Annotated in this window: 14 protein-coding genes; 9 read left to right on the top strand and 5 right to left on the bottom strand. The window is 52.4% G+C overall.

What is annotated here, in order from left to right:
• Window positions 1-211 precede the first annotated feature (211 nt).
• The 3 genes from metG (at window position 212) to lptC (ending at window position 3,870) form a co-directional block, all read left to right on the top strand.
• Complete coding sequence (gene metG, locus HJG54_RS05330) at window positions 212-1,801, top strand: methionine--tRNA ligase (RefSeq protein WP_316433782.1); 1,590 nt, start codon at window positions 212-214, stop codon at window positions 1,799-1,801.
• Between the two features lie 134 nt (window positions 1,802-1,935).
• The gene (locus HJG54_RS05325) at window positions 1,936-2,550 is read left to right on the top strand and encodes an NYN domain-containing protein (protein ID WP_036002486.1); all 615 of its coding nucleotides are present in this window, start codon (window positions 1,936-1,938) and stop codon (window positions 2,548-2,550) included.
• Window positions 2,551-2,706: 156 nt separating this feature from the next.
• A complete protein-coding gene (gene lptC / locus HJG54_RS05320) occupies window positions 2,707-3,870 on the top strand; it encodes an LPS export ABC transporter periplasmic protein LptC (protein ID WP_316433780.1) in 1,164 nt (387 codons plus the stop codon).
• Window positions 3,871-3,893: 23 nt separating this feature from the next.
• On the opposite strand, the gene HJG54_RS05315 is transcribed toward lptC, so the two are convergent.
• On the bottom strand, window positions 3,894-5,195 hold the full coding sequence (locus HJG54_RS05315) for a D-alanyl-D-alanine carboxypeptidase (protein WP_316433778.1): 1,302 nt from the start codon (window positions 5,193-5,195) through the stop codon (window positions 3,894-3,896).
• 291 nt (window positions 5,196-5,486) lie between these two features.
• Here HJG54_RS05315 and HJG54_RS05310 point away from each other — a divergent pair, with 291 nt between their 5' ends.
• The gene (locus HJG54_RS05310) at window positions 5,487-6,149 is read left to right on the top strand and encodes a cofactor assembly of complex C subunit B (protein ID WP_316433777.1); all 663 of its coding nucleotides are present in this window, start codon (window positions 5,487-5,489) and stop codon (window positions 6,147-6,149) included.
• 89 nt (window positions 6,150-6,238) lie between these two features.
• The gene (locus HJG54_RS05305; protein WP_316433775.1) at window positions 6,239-6,757 is read left to right on the top strand and encodes a DUF456 family protein; all 519 of its coding nucleotides are present in this window, start codon (window positions 6,239-6,241) and stop codon (window positions 6,755-6,757) included.
• A 12-nt stretch (window positions 6,758-6,769) separates the two neighbouring features.
• On the opposite strand, the gene HJG54_RS05300 is transcribed toward HJG54_RS05305, so the two are convergent.
• Window positions 6,770-7,843: an energy transducer TonB gene (locus tag HJG54_RS05300; protein ID WP_316433774.1), complete on the bottom strand. Its 1,074-nt coding sequence runs from the start codon at window positions 7,841-7,843 to the stop codon at window positions 6,770-6,772.
• A gap of 293 nt (window positions 7,844-8,136) precedes the next feature.
• Complete coding sequence (locus HJG54_RS05295; protein WP_316433773.1) at window positions 8,137-8,859, bottom strand: precorrin-2 C(20)-methyltransferase; 723 nt, start codon at window positions 8,857-8,859, stop codon at window positions 8,137-8,139.
• A gap of 234 nt (window positions 8,860-9,093) precedes the next feature.
• On the opposite strand from HJG54_RS05295, the gene HJG54_RS05290 reads away from it, so the two are divergent.
• Entirely contained in the window at window positions 9,094-10,224 is a 1,131-nt protein-coding gene (locus HJG54_RS05290; protein WP_316433770.1) for a DegT/DnrJ/EryC1/StrS family aminotransferase, read from the top strand.
• Window positions 10,225-10,523: 299 nt separating this feature from the next.
• On the opposite strand, the gene HJG54_RS05285 is transcribed toward HJG54_RS05290, so the two are convergent.
• On the bottom strand, window positions 10,524-11,060 hold the full coding sequence (locus tag HJG54_RS05285) for a GNAT family N-acetyltransferase (protein ID WP_316433768.1): 537 nt from the start codon (window positions 11,058-11,060) through the stop codon (window positions 10,524-10,526).
• A 16-nt stretch (window positions 11,061-11,076) separates the two neighbouring features.
• Window positions 11,077-12,612 carry a SagB/ThcOx family dehydrogenase gene (locus HJG54_RS05280; RefSeq protein ID WP_316433767.1) on the bottom strand — a complete coding sequence of 512 codons (1,536 nt, stop codon included), beginning with the start codon at window positions 12,610-12,612 and terminating at the stop codon, window positions 11,077-11,079.
• Between the two features lie 133 nt (window positions 12,613-12,745).
• On the opposite strand from HJG54_RS05280, the gene HJG54_RS05275 reads away from it, so the two are divergent.
• The 3 genes from HJG54_RS05275 to mdh all read left to right on the top strand — a co-directional run bounded on the left by HJG54_RS05275 (window position 12,746) and on the right by mdh (window position 15,070).
• The gene (locus tag HJG54_RS05275; RefSeq protein WP_316433765.1) at window positions 12,746-13,549 is read left to right on the top strand and encodes a hypothetical protein; all 804 of its coding nucleotides are present in this window, start codon (window positions 12,746-12,748) and stop codon (window positions 13,547-13,549) included.
• A gap of 261 nt (window positions 13,550-13,810) precedes the next feature.
• On the top strand, window positions 13,811-14,026 hold the full coding sequence (locus HJG54_RS05270) for an NAD(P)H-quinone oxidoreductase subunit O (RefSeq protein ID WP_316433763.1): 216 nt from the start codon (window positions 13,811-13,813) through the stop codon (window positions 14,024-14,026).
• Between the two features lie 72 nt (window positions 14,027-14,098).
• Window positions 14,099-15,070, top strand: a complete 972-nt coding sequence (gene mdh / locus HJG54_RS05265; RefSeq protein WP_316433761.1) for a malate dehydrogenase — start codon at window positions 14,099-14,101, stop codon at window positions 15,068-15,070.
• Window positions 15,071-15,138 lie beyond the last annotated feature (68 nt).

Genomic DNA, 15,138 nt, shown 5'->3' with positions numbered 1-15,138 from the left:
TTCTATTTCTTCAATTATTCCTGAAATGGTCCTTTGTTCCCGGTGAAACTAGATAGGTGTAGATGCATTAACAGTAGATCAGCTAACGGTAAAGCACTGCAAACAGTACTCTAGAAGTTTGGAGTCACGAAAGTGAACCGGTAATCCAGCTTCCTCTTTCATCCTTCGAGTATAGTTATTGGTAGTTTAAGCGGTAGTTTTTAATAACCTCATGGATTCTCGCGTTACGAATCAAGGAACATTCTCGATCACAACGCCCATTTACTATGTCAATGATGTCCCTCACATCGGCAGTGCCTATACCACGATTGCCGCAGATATAATAGCTCGGTTTCAGCGGCTGCAAGGAAAATCGGTACGATTGGTTACGGGCACAGATGAGCATGGACAGAAAATTCAGCGCACGGCTGAGGCGTTGGGTCGGCTGCCGCAGGAGCACTGTGATTTAATTGCCAAGGAGTTTAAATCTCTTTGGGAGTTGCTCAACATTCAAGTAGATAGCTTTATTCGCACGACTGACCCAAGACACGAAGCCATCGTCAAAGAGTTTTTTCAGCGGGTGTGGGAACGGGGCGATATTTATTTAGGCCAGCAGCAGGGATGGTACTGCGTCTCCTGCGAAGAGTTCAAGGAAGAGCGGGATCTGCTAGAAGGAGGGTATTGCCCGTTACACCCCAACAAAAAAGCCGAATGGCGAGACGAGCAAAACTATTTCTTTCGCCTGTCGAAATACCAGAGCCAGCTAGAGCGACTCTACCAGGAACGACCTGACTTCATCCAGCCGGAAAGCCGCCGCAATGAGGTGTTGAGCTTTGTTAGCCGCGGACTGCAAGACTTCTCGATTTCACGGGTGAATCTCGACTGGGGGATTCCGATCCCCGCTGACCCCAACCACACCATCTATGTTTGGTTTGATGCGCTTCTGGCTTACGTGACGGCTTTGTTAGAACCAGACCAAGCCCCGACCTTGGCGAATGCAACGGCGACCTGGTATCCCTTCAACCTACATTTGATTGGCAAAGATATTCTGCGATTTCATGCGGTCTATTGGCCGGCGATGCTGATGTCGGCGGATTTACCACTGCCAGAGCGGGTGTTTGGTCATGGCTTTTTAACTAAAGATGGGCAAAAAATCAGCAAAACGCTGGGCAATGTCATCGATCCGGTGGATTTGGTCAATCGCTATGGCGCGGATGCCGTCCGCTATTTCTTCTTAAAAGAGATTGAGTTTGGCCGCGATGGTGACTTTAGCGAAACCCGGTTTATTAACACGCTTAACGCTGACCTTGCCAATGATTTGGGCAACCTGCTGAACCGGACGCTGAAAATGGCCCATAAGTATTGCGATGGCAAGGTGCCATCAGTAACAGACGCAGATGGTTCTCTGATAGATGGACTGCGGTCGAGGGGAGCAGGGTTGGGCAGCGAAGTAGCGCAGGCTTATCAGGATCTGGCGTTTAGTCATGCCTGTGCCCAAATCTTGACCCTGGTGCAGGCTGGCAACAAATATGTGGATGAGCAAGCCCCGTGGTCGCTCTATAAGCAAGGAAAGCAGGCTGAAGTTGAGCAAGTGCTCTATACAGTACTGGAATCCGTGCGGTTGGCGGCCTATCTGCTCTCACCGATTGTGCCTCGCCTTAGCAATGCGGTCTATGGTCAGCTTGGCTTTTTGGTGGACTTTAATCAGCTTGATGTGGCAGTGACTGTACCATTTGCCAAACATAGCACCTGGGGAGTTTTGCCGGCGGGCCAAGTCTTAAATGATCCCGAACCTGTCTTCCAACGGTTGGAACTGCCGTAGCGCGGGCTGGGTCTTGCTTAGGTATATCTAGACAGCTCAGATAGCGGTTTAGGAGCTGAAGTATTGTGGCATTAAATCAATCTTTACATCTTTATCGTTTAACTTCTCTAATAAAAAAAGAGGTATGACAAATCATGTTCAACAATCACCAAGTAGAAAACGAAACAATATTTACGCCGGAGCAGGTTTTAGAAAATCGGGGCCGGGTAGCAATTTTTATTGACGGCTCCAATCTGTTTTATGCTGCCCTTCAGCTTGGAATTGAGATTGATTACACCAAACTGCTGTGTCGGTTAACGGCGGGTTCGCGGCTGTTGCGCTCCTTCTTTTATACCGGTGTGGATCGCACCAATGAGAAGCAGCAAGGTTTTTTGCTGTGGATGCGCCGCAACGGCTATCGGGTGATCTCAAAAGATCTGGTACAGCTTCCAGATGGATCTAAGAAAGCAAACCTAGATGTAGAGATTGCCGTCGATATGATGGCCCTGGTCGGTTCCTACGATACGGCGGTGCTGGTGAGTGGGGACGGGGATTTGGCCTATGCGGTGGATGCGGTCAGCTATCGAGGCGTGCGGGTCGAAGTGGTGAGTCTGCGCTCGATGACTAGCGACAGTTTGATCAATGTAGCCGATCGCTACATCGACTTGGATTCGATCAAAGAAGATATTCAGAAAACTCCGCGTCAGGGCTATACCTACCGGCCTCTTTCAGGAATTGGCTTGATTGAAGAGCAACCCACTGAGGAATAAGCTACTGGGTTAACTTCTCTCCAGTGATCCACGTAAATAGCAACCCAGAACTGCCATGGTGCGTCAAGCCGTCTGGGAGCTAAATGTGTCATGCTTGCTAGTAAGGTCCTTGGTGCCCAGAGACGGCTCTACAGAGCGGGAAGAGAGAAAGAAGCAATGGAGATGCAATATCGAATCGACTGGTTGCGGGCGCTGGTACCGTTTCTGCTTGTAGTAGCAGTGGCGGCAGGTGGCTGTCGGCAAGGTAATCGAGGTGCTGAGAAGTTAGCAGAAGATAGCTCGGCAGCTCAAGAATTGGACACCAATTTAGCCTTCAACAACATCACGCTAGAGGAAGCGGACGAACAGGGGCGGGTGCTCTGGAAGGTCAGAGCAGCTCAGGCTATCTATACTCCCGATCAGCAGACGGCCAAGGTGAAATCTCCGACCGGTCAGCTCTACCAGGACGGCAAGCCGATCTACCGGATTCAGGCCAGAGAAGGAGAAATTCTCAAAAGCGGCGAACGGATTTTGCTGCGCGGAGAGGTTGTGGCCACTGATACCGAAAGCGGTGCGGTGCTGCGGGCCGATCGGTTGGAATGGCAGCCCAAGCAAGATGTGCTGATGCTCAAGGGCAATCTGCGCGGTTCCCATCCCAAAATTAAACTCTCGGCAGAACAGGGTAAGCTCCTCAACAAACAGCGCCGAGCCGAACTGACGGGCAAGGTAAATGCTGTTACCGAAGATCCAAAGCTGCGCCTACAAACCGAGCATGTAATCTGGGATCTGAAGAACGAAAAAGTGATGGCCGACCGGCCCGTGCAGGTGCAGCGGCTTCAGGGCGACAAGGCTACCGACCAGGCGACGGCAAACCAGGCAGAAGTGGATCTGGTCAAAAAAACGGCCCATCTGAAGCAAAATGCCCAGCTAACCATCCTAGAGCCACCCTTGCAGATTAGCGGCAATTCGCTGATTTGGAATGTGGATCAACAAACCCTGGTGGCCGACCAGCCCATTACCACCGTGCATCGCCAGCAGCAAATCACAATTCGCTCAAACCGGGGCCGCATGGAGCTAAAGCCTCAAATTGCCTATTTCAACGGCAACGTCAATGCAACGGCGCAGAATCAGTCCAAGTTAACGGCAAATGACTTGACCTGGAAAGTAGATTCTCAAGAAGTCACTGCTACTGGAGATGTGGTTTACGTACAGCCCGATCCGCCCGCGACGCTGCGGGGAGCCAAAGCCGTCGGTAAGCTGCAAAATCGCACCGTTGTGGTCAGCGGTGGGCGAGTTGTAACCGAGATTGTGCCCCAGCAGGATCTGGTACCCGGTGGTTAAGCGGAAGCATTTCTGGCTGAAAATTACTGGCTCAAAAGCTGATTGCGCAGCATCGTGCCGTATCGCTTCAGCTCCTCGTTGCCTTGCTCGGTGGGTTGGATCGCAACTAGCGTGTCATCGCCCCAGGCTTGCTGCACTCGCGTTAGCAGTAGATCCTGCTGATTGTGGAAGCTGTCGAGATTGCCCGCGCCCAGGTTGATGATCGCAAACCAGACTGGCCCCCGGTCGCGGGTAGGCAGGACGCCTGCTAATGCACTGACTTCATTGAGCGTGCCGGTTTTTACAACGGTGCTGCGAGGAGTCTGCCGGCCTTCTAGCGTACCACCATCGCGGCCAATCACCGGGTAGATATCGGCAATTGTCAACTTGCGGGCCTGCAAGTAGCGCTGGGTGGCGATCAGCATCGTGGTGACGGCTCTAGGCGAGAGGCGATTCTCAGTTCCTAAGCCAGAGCCATTGATGATTTGAATTTCGGATGACGGAATTTGGGTTAGCTCCGTAACTTGCCGAGCTACGGCTGCTGCTCCTCCTACCGAATCGGCCATCATCTCTGACATGACGTTATTGCTGTAGATGTTCATCGCCTTCAGCAAATCCACCATTGGCAGTGACTGATGCCGCAAAATCCGGATCGAGGCAGGCTTCGCGCCACCCACCTGAACGCCGCCTAAAATCTCGATCTGGGGGCGAGGTGTACCGAGTGGTAATTTCTGGTACTGAATTTCGACTTCACCGTTCCAGAGGTTCGCATTGAGCGCTTGTTTCAGGGCATTCCCAGCCGTAAACGGGTCCGTCTCAAAGTTCATGGCAAAATTGCCCGTGACAACCAAGTTCCCCTTGATTTGTCGGATGCCCGCTTGACTGAGGGTGTTGCCCACCGCAATCGCTTCTTCCCACACAAACAGCGGATCGCCACCCCCCTGGACGATCAGATCGCCTTGCAGTACTCCGTCCTGAATTGGCGCGTTGGTGCTGAAGACCGTCTCGAATTGATGAGCATGTCCCCATTTGACCAGAGCGGCAAGGGTTGTGGCTACTTTGGTGAGGGACGCAGCGGGCAGGGGTATTTCTCCTTGGTGGGCTACAAGCACCTGATGGCCGGTCTGCATCCACACCGCCTGATTGCTGCTAGGTAATCCCATGGCGGCTAAGGCGGCCAAATGCTGCTGTAGGGCGAGCTGGGCCACCGGGTCGGGGCTGGGAGCTACCGCTGACTTCACCCAAACCGGATCGAGCCAGGGAGACCAGTTGGTAGCCTGCAAGGGTTGCAGTTTAGGAGAGGGTTGAAAAAGTAAGGAGAAGAGTCCGCCCAGAAGTTCTAGCACGTTAATCCTCTGCAAACGCTGCTCTATTCAGTGTGGACAATGGAACGATACAAAAAAACTCACCGATTTAGGATAGCTGATTTGCTGAAAAACGGAAGGGCAATGTCTCAGCTTCATTGATAATTTACGCCTGGGTTCGCTCAGCCTGAGTTTGGACCGACTCAACCGAGCCGTTTGTCCCAAGCATTTTCCCAAGCATTTTCTAAGTGGGCGATGGTGGATTAAACTGTGCCTCTTTGGTTAGCAAGGCCATGTCGGGTGTAGGGTAGAGGAGAAGCAACCCTTGGAGCAATGGCTAAACCCGATCAAAATCAAGTTTTGCGCCAGTTACCGATTGCCGTTGGCATTTTGGCTGGTTTACTGCTGATGGCAAATCGGCTCCTTACCCCTGCCTTAACCGACTCGCAGGCTCGCTCCGACGCCTTGGGGGTGATCCTGAGTGCCCTGTTGATTCTAACTGGCCTATTGTGGCAGCGAGTTCAGCCGAAACCACCGGATGCCGTGCAGCTAGTCGGCGAAGAAGGCTTTGAGCTAGCGCCTGACCTACCTGACCCGATCAAAACCGAGCTGGCCTGGGCTTCTCACCTGCTGTTGACTAACACGGTAACGCGCTCTGTTGTCGTTTGGTATGACGGACGGGTATTGCTGCGCCGGGGTATTTTGGGGCCACAAGCCGAGGTTAAACCAGGTGCAATTGTGCAGCGTGTTCTGAAAACCCAGAACCCCGTCTATTTGGTTGCCCTGAAGCTTTATCCGGGCAGAGTGGAATTTGACTATTTGCCGGAAAATACCCAAGGTGTGATCTGCCAACCGCTCGGCAGTCGGGGGGTGATGATCCTGGCAGCGAATGCTCCTCGCAGCTATACCCAACAGGACGAAACTTGGATCGCGGGCTTAGCCGACAAGTTAGACAATACACTGCAAGAAATGCTCTCTCTTACCTCGGAAAGCTGAGTCATTGCTGACAGTCATCGAAAGTTCACCCTAACCGCCACAATAGATACAACCATCAACCCAATAAACAATTAAAGGATGCTTGACCCATGCCAATAACTGCACTCTACTGGCTACTGCTGGCTGTAATGGGCGTTGGAGTCATCGGCGCTGTGGTGCCTGCCCTGCCAGGAGCAATTTTGATTCTGGGGGCGATTATCGTTTGGGGGCTTGTGAATGGCTTTGCCGGATTGGGCATTCCAATTGCGGTGACGATTGTGGTGTTACTCGCCAACTCGCTGATTGACTTTTTAGCTACCTATCTGGGTGCAAAGCAGGCTGGAGCCAGCAAATGGGGCCAGATTGGAGCCATCGTTGGTCTACTGCTGGGCGTGTTTGGCCTGTTGCCCGCTTCGCTGATTGGCGGTCCGCTGCTGGGCCTGCTGATCGGTCCATTGCTGGGCGCGATTATTGGCGAGTTTCTCTACCGGCGGGATTTGAAGCTAGCCGTTCGGGCCGGAATTGGCATCGTGGTTGGCACTCTGATTGGCAACCTGATCGAGGGGTTACTGGCTTTGATTGCGATGATTGTGTTTATCGCCACAACCTGGCCGCAAGTCATGGGATAAGTGGCTTTAGCATCAGCCGGTTGGAGCCGGAGCCAGTCCAGGCGGGCAGACTTCTTCGCTGTACTCAAATTTCACCCCAATCAGATAAACCTGCTCTTTGCCGGTTGAGTTCTCGAAGGGGTAGGACTCAATTACCTTCAGCGCTTCTTCGTTAAACAGACGATAGCCAGAGCTTTGCAGCACTTCCGGTTCGCCGACGATCTGATTCTCTGCATCCACAACCACTCCCACTACTGCCCGCGGACTTTGCTTCAGCGGACAGGCCAATTTGGGATATTCGGCCTCTGCTTCTTGCTGGATTGGCTTGGCATCGCCTTCACTATAGTCTCGACCAAACACCTCTCGGAACCAGTTCACAAAGCCGATATTGCCCTCCTCGACGCTGGTGCCCGATGGATTGTAGGTATAGAGTTCGCGCAATTCTTGCTGACGGGCAATCAGATCCTGCTGAATTTGCTCCTCGGAGCGGGGTGTGGGGCTGGGTTGGGTGTTGGCATCAGCCTGAGCATTATCCTGAGATAACTGAGGCCCATCCTCAACAGCTACCGATGGAAGAGGTTGGGGTGATGGGGTGTCCGCTTGGGGTGTCTCAGTTGGTTCCGGCGACGGTGGAGCAGAAGGTTGAGGCGAAGCGGCTACTGGCGGCGTGGTTGGAATCTGAATCTGGTAAGGCTGTGGCGGTGGAGCAATCGGCGGAATGAAAATTGGCAGTGGCGGCGGAGCCAATAGCGAATCCGACGGTTCAGGCAGAGTGGTAGAGGGTTTCGGTAGATCGGAAAACGAGAAGGGAGCCGCATCGTCGGGCTTAGGGGTTGAAAGCGGCGGCAGCTCGATTGGCGGCAGAGTAGAAAAATCTGGCAGGCGCTTCTGTTCGTCTGGTGTCAGTTCCACCACTCCAACCGAGCGACGAATTTCCGATTCGGTAGCCTTGGTCGAAGTATCGGGAAGAAACGGCAAGGCCAAAAACAGCAAACCATGAGCACCCAGCGAAGCAATGGCTGATACCGCAGTCGGGTTGCGCCACAACTGTTGCCATCGCTGCCCAAGCGTCGCTGCTCGATCCTGAAACTGCTTAGAGGATGCCATAACGTCCGTCCACTCAATCACGGCCTTAGAAATTCTACGCCTAGGTTAGCGAAAGTTGCCACCTGAGGGGGTAAGTTTTGAGTTTTGAGTTTTGAGTTTTGAGTTTTGAGTTGATAGCCATTCATCATTCAGATAAGTGCGGATGTCTTGGTGGCTGTCAGCAAGATCAGCAAGACATTTATAGGCACTGTAGAATCTGGCCAAACCCTTAATTGAGCGATGCATCTAGAAGTGAAGGCAATTCCAGAAATCTTGTCCAACTGGTTCGTAACTCAAGACTTAAAACTTAAAACTCAACACTCAACACTTTTTAAAACAATCAGCAACGAGAAATAAGGCAATTGCAGCGAAGGGTAATGGCTCAGATCCCTATAGACCCGCTGTTGCGGTAAGGTGGCTCGCTCCACTACGTAGCTGCGCTGCAAAAGCCCTCGTTGGCATAACACAGACCAGACTTGTTCGTAAACCGAACTAACTTTCATTAAAACTAGAACATCGGCATAGTCGAGGCTGGTTTCCAATTCTGAAACGCTGTAGAGCGCTGGTAAAACCACAAGTTTTTGGGCGCGGATAGTTAGCGGAATCCCCAGCATAGCAGCGGCGGCCATTGGTGAACAAACGCCGGGTACAGCTTCGATTCGCACATCAGGGTGGCTTAGTTGCAAAGTCTGGGCCAGATAGGTAAAGGTGCTGTAGAACCCAATATCGCCTTCGGAGCAAAACGCCACGTCCTGCCCAGCGGCTAGATACGGCCAAACCTCAGCGGCGGCAGCCTGCCAAGCTTGCTGCAATTCGGCATCATCTTGCACATAGGGAAAATGCAGCGCTAGCCGAGTTTGATCTGAAGGCAGCCATTGGCGAATAATTTGTTCTGCCACGCCCGGTTTACCGCGAAGACCAGCCGGATAGGCCACGACAGGAACCTGCTTGAGTAGGCGCAGTCCTTTGAGGGTAATTAGCTCTGGGTCGCCAGGACCGGCTCCAATGCCGTAAAGAGTACCAAGGGTAGAAGGCATAGCTGAGCAAAAACTGTACAAAAACTATCAAAAGACTACAGAAGGCAGCAATTAACTGCAGGGAATGGGTGAACCGAAACACCACTTTCTTACCTGATTGCCATGAAAGACTTCATCCAGCGTAAAAGATCGGGGAAGATAGTGCTGGATTGATCATGCATATGGATCATTTGGATCATGCATATGGATCGCTCCAGTTCGGATTTAATTAGCTATAGCGTGTGGTGTAAACGAGTGAGTTCTATTCCAGCATTTGAGTTGAGTCAGCAGTATAAGCTGATTGGCGACGAAATGGGTGAAGCCGTTCTTGCGATTCTGGCTTCTGGGCGGTACATCGGTGGTTCTGCCGTAACAGGGTTTGAGCAGCAGTTTGCTCAGTATATGGGCACTGCCGAGTGCATTAGCTGTAATTCGGGTACGGATGCGCTGTACCTGGCTTTGCGGGCACTAGGAATTGGCTCTGGAGACGAGGTGATTACCAGTGCGTTCACCTTTTTTGCCACGGCTGAGACGATTAGCGCCGTTGGGGCAATTCCTGTCTTTGTAGACATCGAGCCAGACTCCTTCAACCTGGATCTGGCAAAACTAGAAGCGGCTATCACCGAGCGGACAAAGGCAATCATTCCCGTGCATCTGTTTGGGCATCCGGTCAACATGACCCAGCTAATGGCCATCGCAGAGGCACACCGGCTTTGGGTGATCGAGGACTGCGCTCAGGCCACGGGCGCGACTTGGGCTGGGGCAAAGGTAGGCAGCATTGGACAGGTGGGCTGCTTCAGCTTCTATCCCACCAAAAATCTGGGAGCTTGCGGCGATGCCGGAGCGATTACCACCAATGACCCAGAACTGGCAGCAAAGCTGCGAAAACTGCGCGACCACGGCCAAACTCAGCGCTATGTCTATGAGGAAATTGGCATCAATAGCCGCTTGGATGCGATTCAGGCGATGGTGCTCCAGATCAAGCTGCGCCATCTAGACGAGTGGAACGCCAACCGGCAGGCAATCGCGGCTCGTTACCATGACTTGCTGGCTCCGCTGCCCAATCTAATCCGACCCAAGCCATCTGAGGGGCATGTCTGGAACCAATACACGATTCGAGTTCTATCACCAACCGAAGCTAGCGATGGCAGCTATCGGGAACAAGTCCGGCAGTGGCTCCAGCAGCAGGGCGTGGGTACAGCCGTCTACTATCCGATACCGCTGCACCGTCAGCCGGTTTATCAATCGTTGGGCTATGCGCCCGGAACTCTGCCTGTGACCGAACAGGTGGCCCATGAGGTGATCTCCTTACCGATGTTTCCAGAGCTAACGACGGCGCAGCAGGAGCAGGTGGTGTATGCGCTGAAGGAAGTTTTGGTGGCGTAGCCCGTAGTTTACAGGTTTGAGTTTTAAGCTTATTTCGGCTCTATTGCCAGGATTGTTGCTGACCGCAGAGCAGGTGATGCAAAACATGTCCGGCAAATAGAATTGCGGGCTAACCTACCAAAGTCCCTCCAGGACTCGATTCCAACCCACTAGCTCACTTCAGATCACCAAGTTCCAAAGAGACTTACCTTCAACCCACTAGTCCACTTCAAGTGGACTTCCTATCCTAGGCCGCATTTCAATCGCGGCTACCTACCCTAGACCGCATTTCAATCGCGGCTAATTGAATGCTCACCGGTTCACTCCTCCGCTAATCGCATATACAGCTCGTGATCTCGCCAAACTCCTTGGATTTGCAGATAGTTGGGCGAATAGCCAATTTTTTCAAAACCGCATTTCTCCAGCACCCGCCGAGATGCAGCATTGTGGGGCATGATGCTGGCCTCTAGACGATGTAATCCCTGCTCCACAAAGCTAAAGTGAATTACCTTTTGCAGATTGGCTGTGATTACCCCCCGATTTTGATACTGCTGATCGATCGAATACCCCAAACGCCCGTTTTGAAAAAACTCCCGCTCAACGGCAGCTAGGGTAATTGTGCCAATTAATTGCACAGATGCTTGATCAAGCACTGCTTCAGTGAAAATTCCAAACCGATACTGCTCGCCCCAGTTATGACGCCGAAAGTAGTTGCGCAGGCGTTGTTCCTGAAAGGCGGGTGTTGCATAGTCGGGTGGCATCAATGGCGACCAGGGGCGGTGAAATTCGGCGTTGCGCTGGTGATAGTCGGCTAGTTGGGTGGCATCGGCTAGGGTCAGGAGGCGTAGAGAAAACATTAAATTGTCCCTGCCTTTACCTGGGTCTACCCAGCGTCGTGATGTACAAAACCGCTTCATCCACTGGAATCCCCAGCACCTCATTCACTTCGTCGTCGAAGAAGCCCCCGATGCCGCTCACCCCTAAGCCTAGATGAATGGCTGCCAAGTTGAGCCGTTGCCCCATGTGGCCCGCATCCATGTGCAAGTAGCGATAGGCCCGGTCGCCATACTGAGCTACTGCTTTTGCTAGATCGGCGGTATGAAACAGCACGACTGCCGCATCGCGCCCCAAATTTTGGCCCAGACAAAGCATGTGCAGCTCTCGCCGGAAGTTCTTAAATCGGATTTGGCGTAGCTCTTGTGCTTTGGGGGCGTAGTAGTAGCAGCCTTCTTCTAAGCCATCCACCGCCGACACGGCAATAAAGGTTTCGATCAAGCCCAGATCAAAGTAGTCTGGATTGCAGTCCAAACCCTGATCAATATAGCTCTGGGGCTGATAGGTGAAATCCAGCAGCGCTTTCAGTTCATCTAACGTCAGGGCAGCACCACTATAGGCCCGCGTCGATCGCCGCTTCAAAATCGTTTTTTCTAGTTCGCCCAAATGTTCACCCCAGTCGATTGGGGAGGTGGAAGTCGGCACCTTTAGACAAAACGGAAAGTTATATTTATCTTCCTGAGAGGGTGCGGTTTGGTTCGACCGCTCCGCTACCATGTCCTTGAGCAGCGGTGGGTTGGGAATCTCAGGAATGCTGCTGGCGTCGTGTAAGTAAGACAGTAGCTCACCATCGGGAATAACAGGATAATCCGTCTGAGTTTTGGAGGCCAGGGCTGTGGGAGCCAGAGGCAAGTTTTGTCGCACATCCAGCAGATCGGCTAGAGCAACCACCGTCAGCACTCCTTCTTGTTCGCTATCCAGATACAGCAGGCGATTCACCGCTTCGTCCATAAAGCCGCCAATTAGATGGGGCCGGTAGTCGTTAATTGCACTAGCCAGTTCAACATTGCCCAGCAGATGGCCCGTATCTAGAAATACCCGGCGATAGGCCCGATCCTGATAGCGCCAAGCCGAGCGGTAAAATACGGCTGTAATCACCAGGGCAATCTGGGTAGCGTCCAGCGTGGGGTGCCAAAAACAGGCGGCTTGCAGCGGCGACCAAACCTCACTGTCCCAGAAATGCATCAGCGAGTGCGTCTGCGGCTGATAGCTGTACAACCCAGCTGGTAGAATCGGCGTGCCTCTAGAAATCAGATACACCTCCGCCGGATACAACCCACCTGCAGATGGAGCGGCCCGCAGATAGACCGGATCCCCGCTCATCGTCGTCATAATCCTCATCGTCAGGCCGTAGCTGCAAAACAACAGCCGCGAGAGGCGCTGCCATTCCTGGTCTTTGTCAATCGCTCCAGGTTCGTTGGTTAAATAGGGCTTGAGGTCAAAGGAGGTACCAATCCGATATTCCTTAAACGGCACTGGTTGTTTCGACCAGTCCAGTTCGTGGTTGGTCAGAGTTTTGGGATTATACTTAGTGCGTTCATGATAGTGCTGAGCAATCGAAGGATGGTCCGGCATAGGGGTTGGGCAGTTCTGCTTCTCTCATCTTGACATTCCATTCTCTAGAATGACCAAGTTGATCGGGCGGAATCTCAGCTTGCAATAGGTTCGGGGCAATCTAGGGGAAACTTATAGCGCAGTCAAATGTTTAATGGCGATGAAGGGATTGAAGCGTAAATGGCAGCAACTTCTGATCACAGGCTTGCTGATTCTGGCTGGGATTGCCGCAGTCGGCTGGCTGCAATGGCTGCAACTCGGAAAACTACAAGCCAGTAGTCAAACCGCTTCAGCCGAACAGATTCTTCGAGACGTAGAGGCAGAAAAAGTGCGTCTGGCCCTCCTACAGCAGGCACCTACCTTCGGGTTTGATAACCTAATCGCCGACTGGACCTTCCTCAGTTTTCTGCAATACTTCGGCGACGAACCAGCTCGTCAGAAGACTGACTACAGCCTCAGCCCCAATTTTTTTGATGTGATTCTGAAGCGGGACCCCTACTTCCTTCAGGCATATACGTTCCTCTCAACCAGTGCTTCACTCTATGCGGGCTTACCGGAACGCTCGACTAGCATCATGAAAACAGCCCTCCAGTCGCTCAAGCCGAATGTTCCCCCTGATGCCTACATCGCTTGGCGGCAACTCGGCATTGATCAATTGCTGTTTCTAGGAGACTCTGAAGCGGCCAGACAGTCATTTTTGACAGCAGCGCAATGGGCGGCTCAATCTTCTTTTCCAGGCAGTCAAGAGGTGGCTCGCTCCTCTCAGCAAACGGCAGACTTTTTGGCCTCTAACCCCAGTAGCAAAACGGCTCAGGTGGCAGCTTGGGTCATGGTTTTGTCTAATGCACCCGATGAACGCACTCGTAAAACGGCCGTTCAGAAGATTGAAGCTTTGGGTGGTAAGGTAATCGAGAATCCGGACGGCACGGTTGGGATTGAACGGCCTGCCCAGGATTAATCTTTCCTGATTGGGGATTGTAGACACAAAGCCTACTGTACCAATTCAGCCTGCACCGATTGGTATTTTGATTACTAACCTCCGCAGACGGAGCTTGTTTGTATAGACGTGGTTTCAATCGCCGGTTTATTTTATCTTGAACATCAGAGAAGCCAATCTGTCTCAGCACAACGGTTGCTCCGATCACCGCTGCAAATCCGGTAAGATTGGCAAGGAATCAGGCAAAACTTACATTGTTTAGAATTGGGTTTGGTAGAGCGTATGGCAGTTAAAAAAGGCGATCTGGTGCGGGCAGTGCGGGAAAAGCTGGAAAATAGCTTGGAAGCTCAGGCCAGCGATCCTCGATTTCCTCCCTACCTGTTTGAGACCAAGGGAGAAGTGGTAGACGCCAAAGGCGATTATGTGTTGGTGAAGTTTGGCTATGTCCCGACGCCCAACATTTGGCTGCGGGCCGATCAATTGGAAAAGGTTGGTTAAATTCCCACCATTTGCCAGGTTGAAAACGTCATAATCGAACCACGAGGACTCAACAAGGCGGGTGGTTTGAGTATGACTTTATCTTCTTTTGCAGCCTGTCGCCCAACACGAGTGTCGGTAATTGGTGCAGGGAATGTGGGTGCAACCCTAGCGCAACGAATTGCCGAAAAGAATTTGGCCGATGTGGTGCTGCTGGACATCATCAGTGGACGGCCTCAAGGCATTGCCCTAGACCTGATGGAAGCCAGAGGCATCGAGGGGCACGATCGTTATATCACAGGGACCAATCAGTATGCAGATACGGCCAACTCGGATGTGGTCGTAATCACTGCTGGTCTGCCGCGCAAACCCGGTATGAGCCGGGATGATTTGCTGAAGACCAACGCCGGGATTGTGGTTGATGCGACAAAGCAGGCGCTCCAGTATTCGCCTAATGCGGTGCTGGTGGTTGTCACCAATCCGCTGGATGCCATGACCTACCTAGCATGGAAAGTGAGTGGGTTACCACCTCACCAGGTAATGGGAATGGCTGGCATCCTGGATTCTGCCCGCTTTCAAACCTTCATCGCGATCGAGTTGGGCATCTCGACGGCGGATGTAAATGCGATGGTGCTGGGTAGTCATGGGGATTTGATGGTGCCACTGCCGCGCTACTCTACCGTGAGCGGAATTCCGATTACCGAACTAATGGATACTGCTACCATCGAACGCTTGGTAGAGCGGACTCGGCATGGGGGGGCAGAGATTGTCGAGCTGATGCAAACCGGCGGTGCCTACTATGCGCCTGCTTCGTCGGCCTATGTGATGGTAGAGGCTATTCTGCATAATCAACATCGCTGGTTGCCTGTGGCCTCCTATCTGCAAGGCGAGTATGGCTTACAGGATGTCTTCATTGGCGTTCCGGCTCGGTTGGGCTGTAGCGGTGTCGAAGCGGTGCTAGAACTTAACCTGACCGAGGCAGAACATACAGCCCTAGCGAAATCGGCTCAGGCCGTTCAGCAAAATATTCATCAAGCATTTAATTTGTTAGAGCAACCCATCTAGCAATTTCTATCCAGGGTTGAACTGAAATTTAGCCAGCAATCCCTTGATCATTTCTGTCGATTGGTTAT

It is taken from the genome of Leptolyngbya sp. NK1-12 (assembly GCF_032598965.1).
Classification (GTDB): domain Bacteria; phylum Cyanobacteriota; class Cyanobacteriia; order Elainellales; family Elainellaceae; genus Elainella.
Note: the sequence above shows the minus strand (reverse complement) of the source record. Positions and strands in the feature narration are given on the sequence as shown.

Excerpts from the sequence above, each read along its gene's own strand:
- lptC (WP_316433780.1), top strand. The coding sequence starts at position 2,707 with ATGGAGATGCAATATCGAATCGACTGGTTGCGGGCGCTGGTACCGTTT.
- HJG54_RS05300 (WP_316433774.1), bottom strand. The coding sequence starts at position 7,843 with ATGGCATCCTCTAAGCAGTTTCAGGATCGAGCAGCGACGCTTGGGCAG.
- metG (WP_316433782.1), top strand. The coding sequence starts at position 212 with ATGGATTCTCGCGTTACGAATCAAGGAACATTCTCGATCACAACGCCC.
- HJG54_RS05305 (WP_316433775.1), top strand. The coding sequence starts at position 6,239 with ATGCCAATAACTGCACTCTACTGGCTACTGCTGGCTGTAATGGGCGTT.
- HJG54_RS05280 (WP_316433767.1), bottom strand. The coding sequence starts at position 12,612 with ATGCCGGACCATCCTTCGATTGCTCAGCACTATCATGAACGCACTAAG.
- HJG54_RS05270 (WP_316433763.1), top strand. The coding sequence starts at position 13,811 with ATGGCAGTTAAAAAAGGCGATCTGGTGCGGGCAGTGCGGGAAAAGCTG.
- mdh (WP_316433761.1), top strand. The coding sequence starts at position 14,099 with ATGACTTTATCTTCTTTTGCAGCCTGTCGCCCAACACGAGTGTCGGTA.
- HJG54_RS05275 (WP_316433765.1), top strand. The coding sequence starts at position 12,746 with ATGGCGATGAAGGGATTGAAGCGTAAATGGCAGCAACTTCTGATCACA.
- HJG54_RS05325 (WP_036002486.1), top strand. The coding sequence starts at position 1,936 with ATGTTCAACAATCACCAAGTAGAAAACGAAACAATATTTACGCCGGAG.
- HJG54_RS05310 (WP_316433777.1), top strand. The coding sequence starts at position 5,487 with ATGGCTAAACCCGATCAAAATCAAGTTTTGCGCCAGTTACCGATTGCC.
- HJG54_RS05285 (WP_316433768.1), bottom strand. The coding sequence starts at position 11,060 with ATGTTTTCTCTACGCCTCCTGACCCTAGCCGATGCCACCCAACTAGCC.
- HJG54_RS05295 (WP_316433773.1), bottom strand. The coding sequence starts at position 8,859 with ATGCCTTCTACCCTTGGTACTCTTTACGGCATTGGAGCCGGTCCTGGC.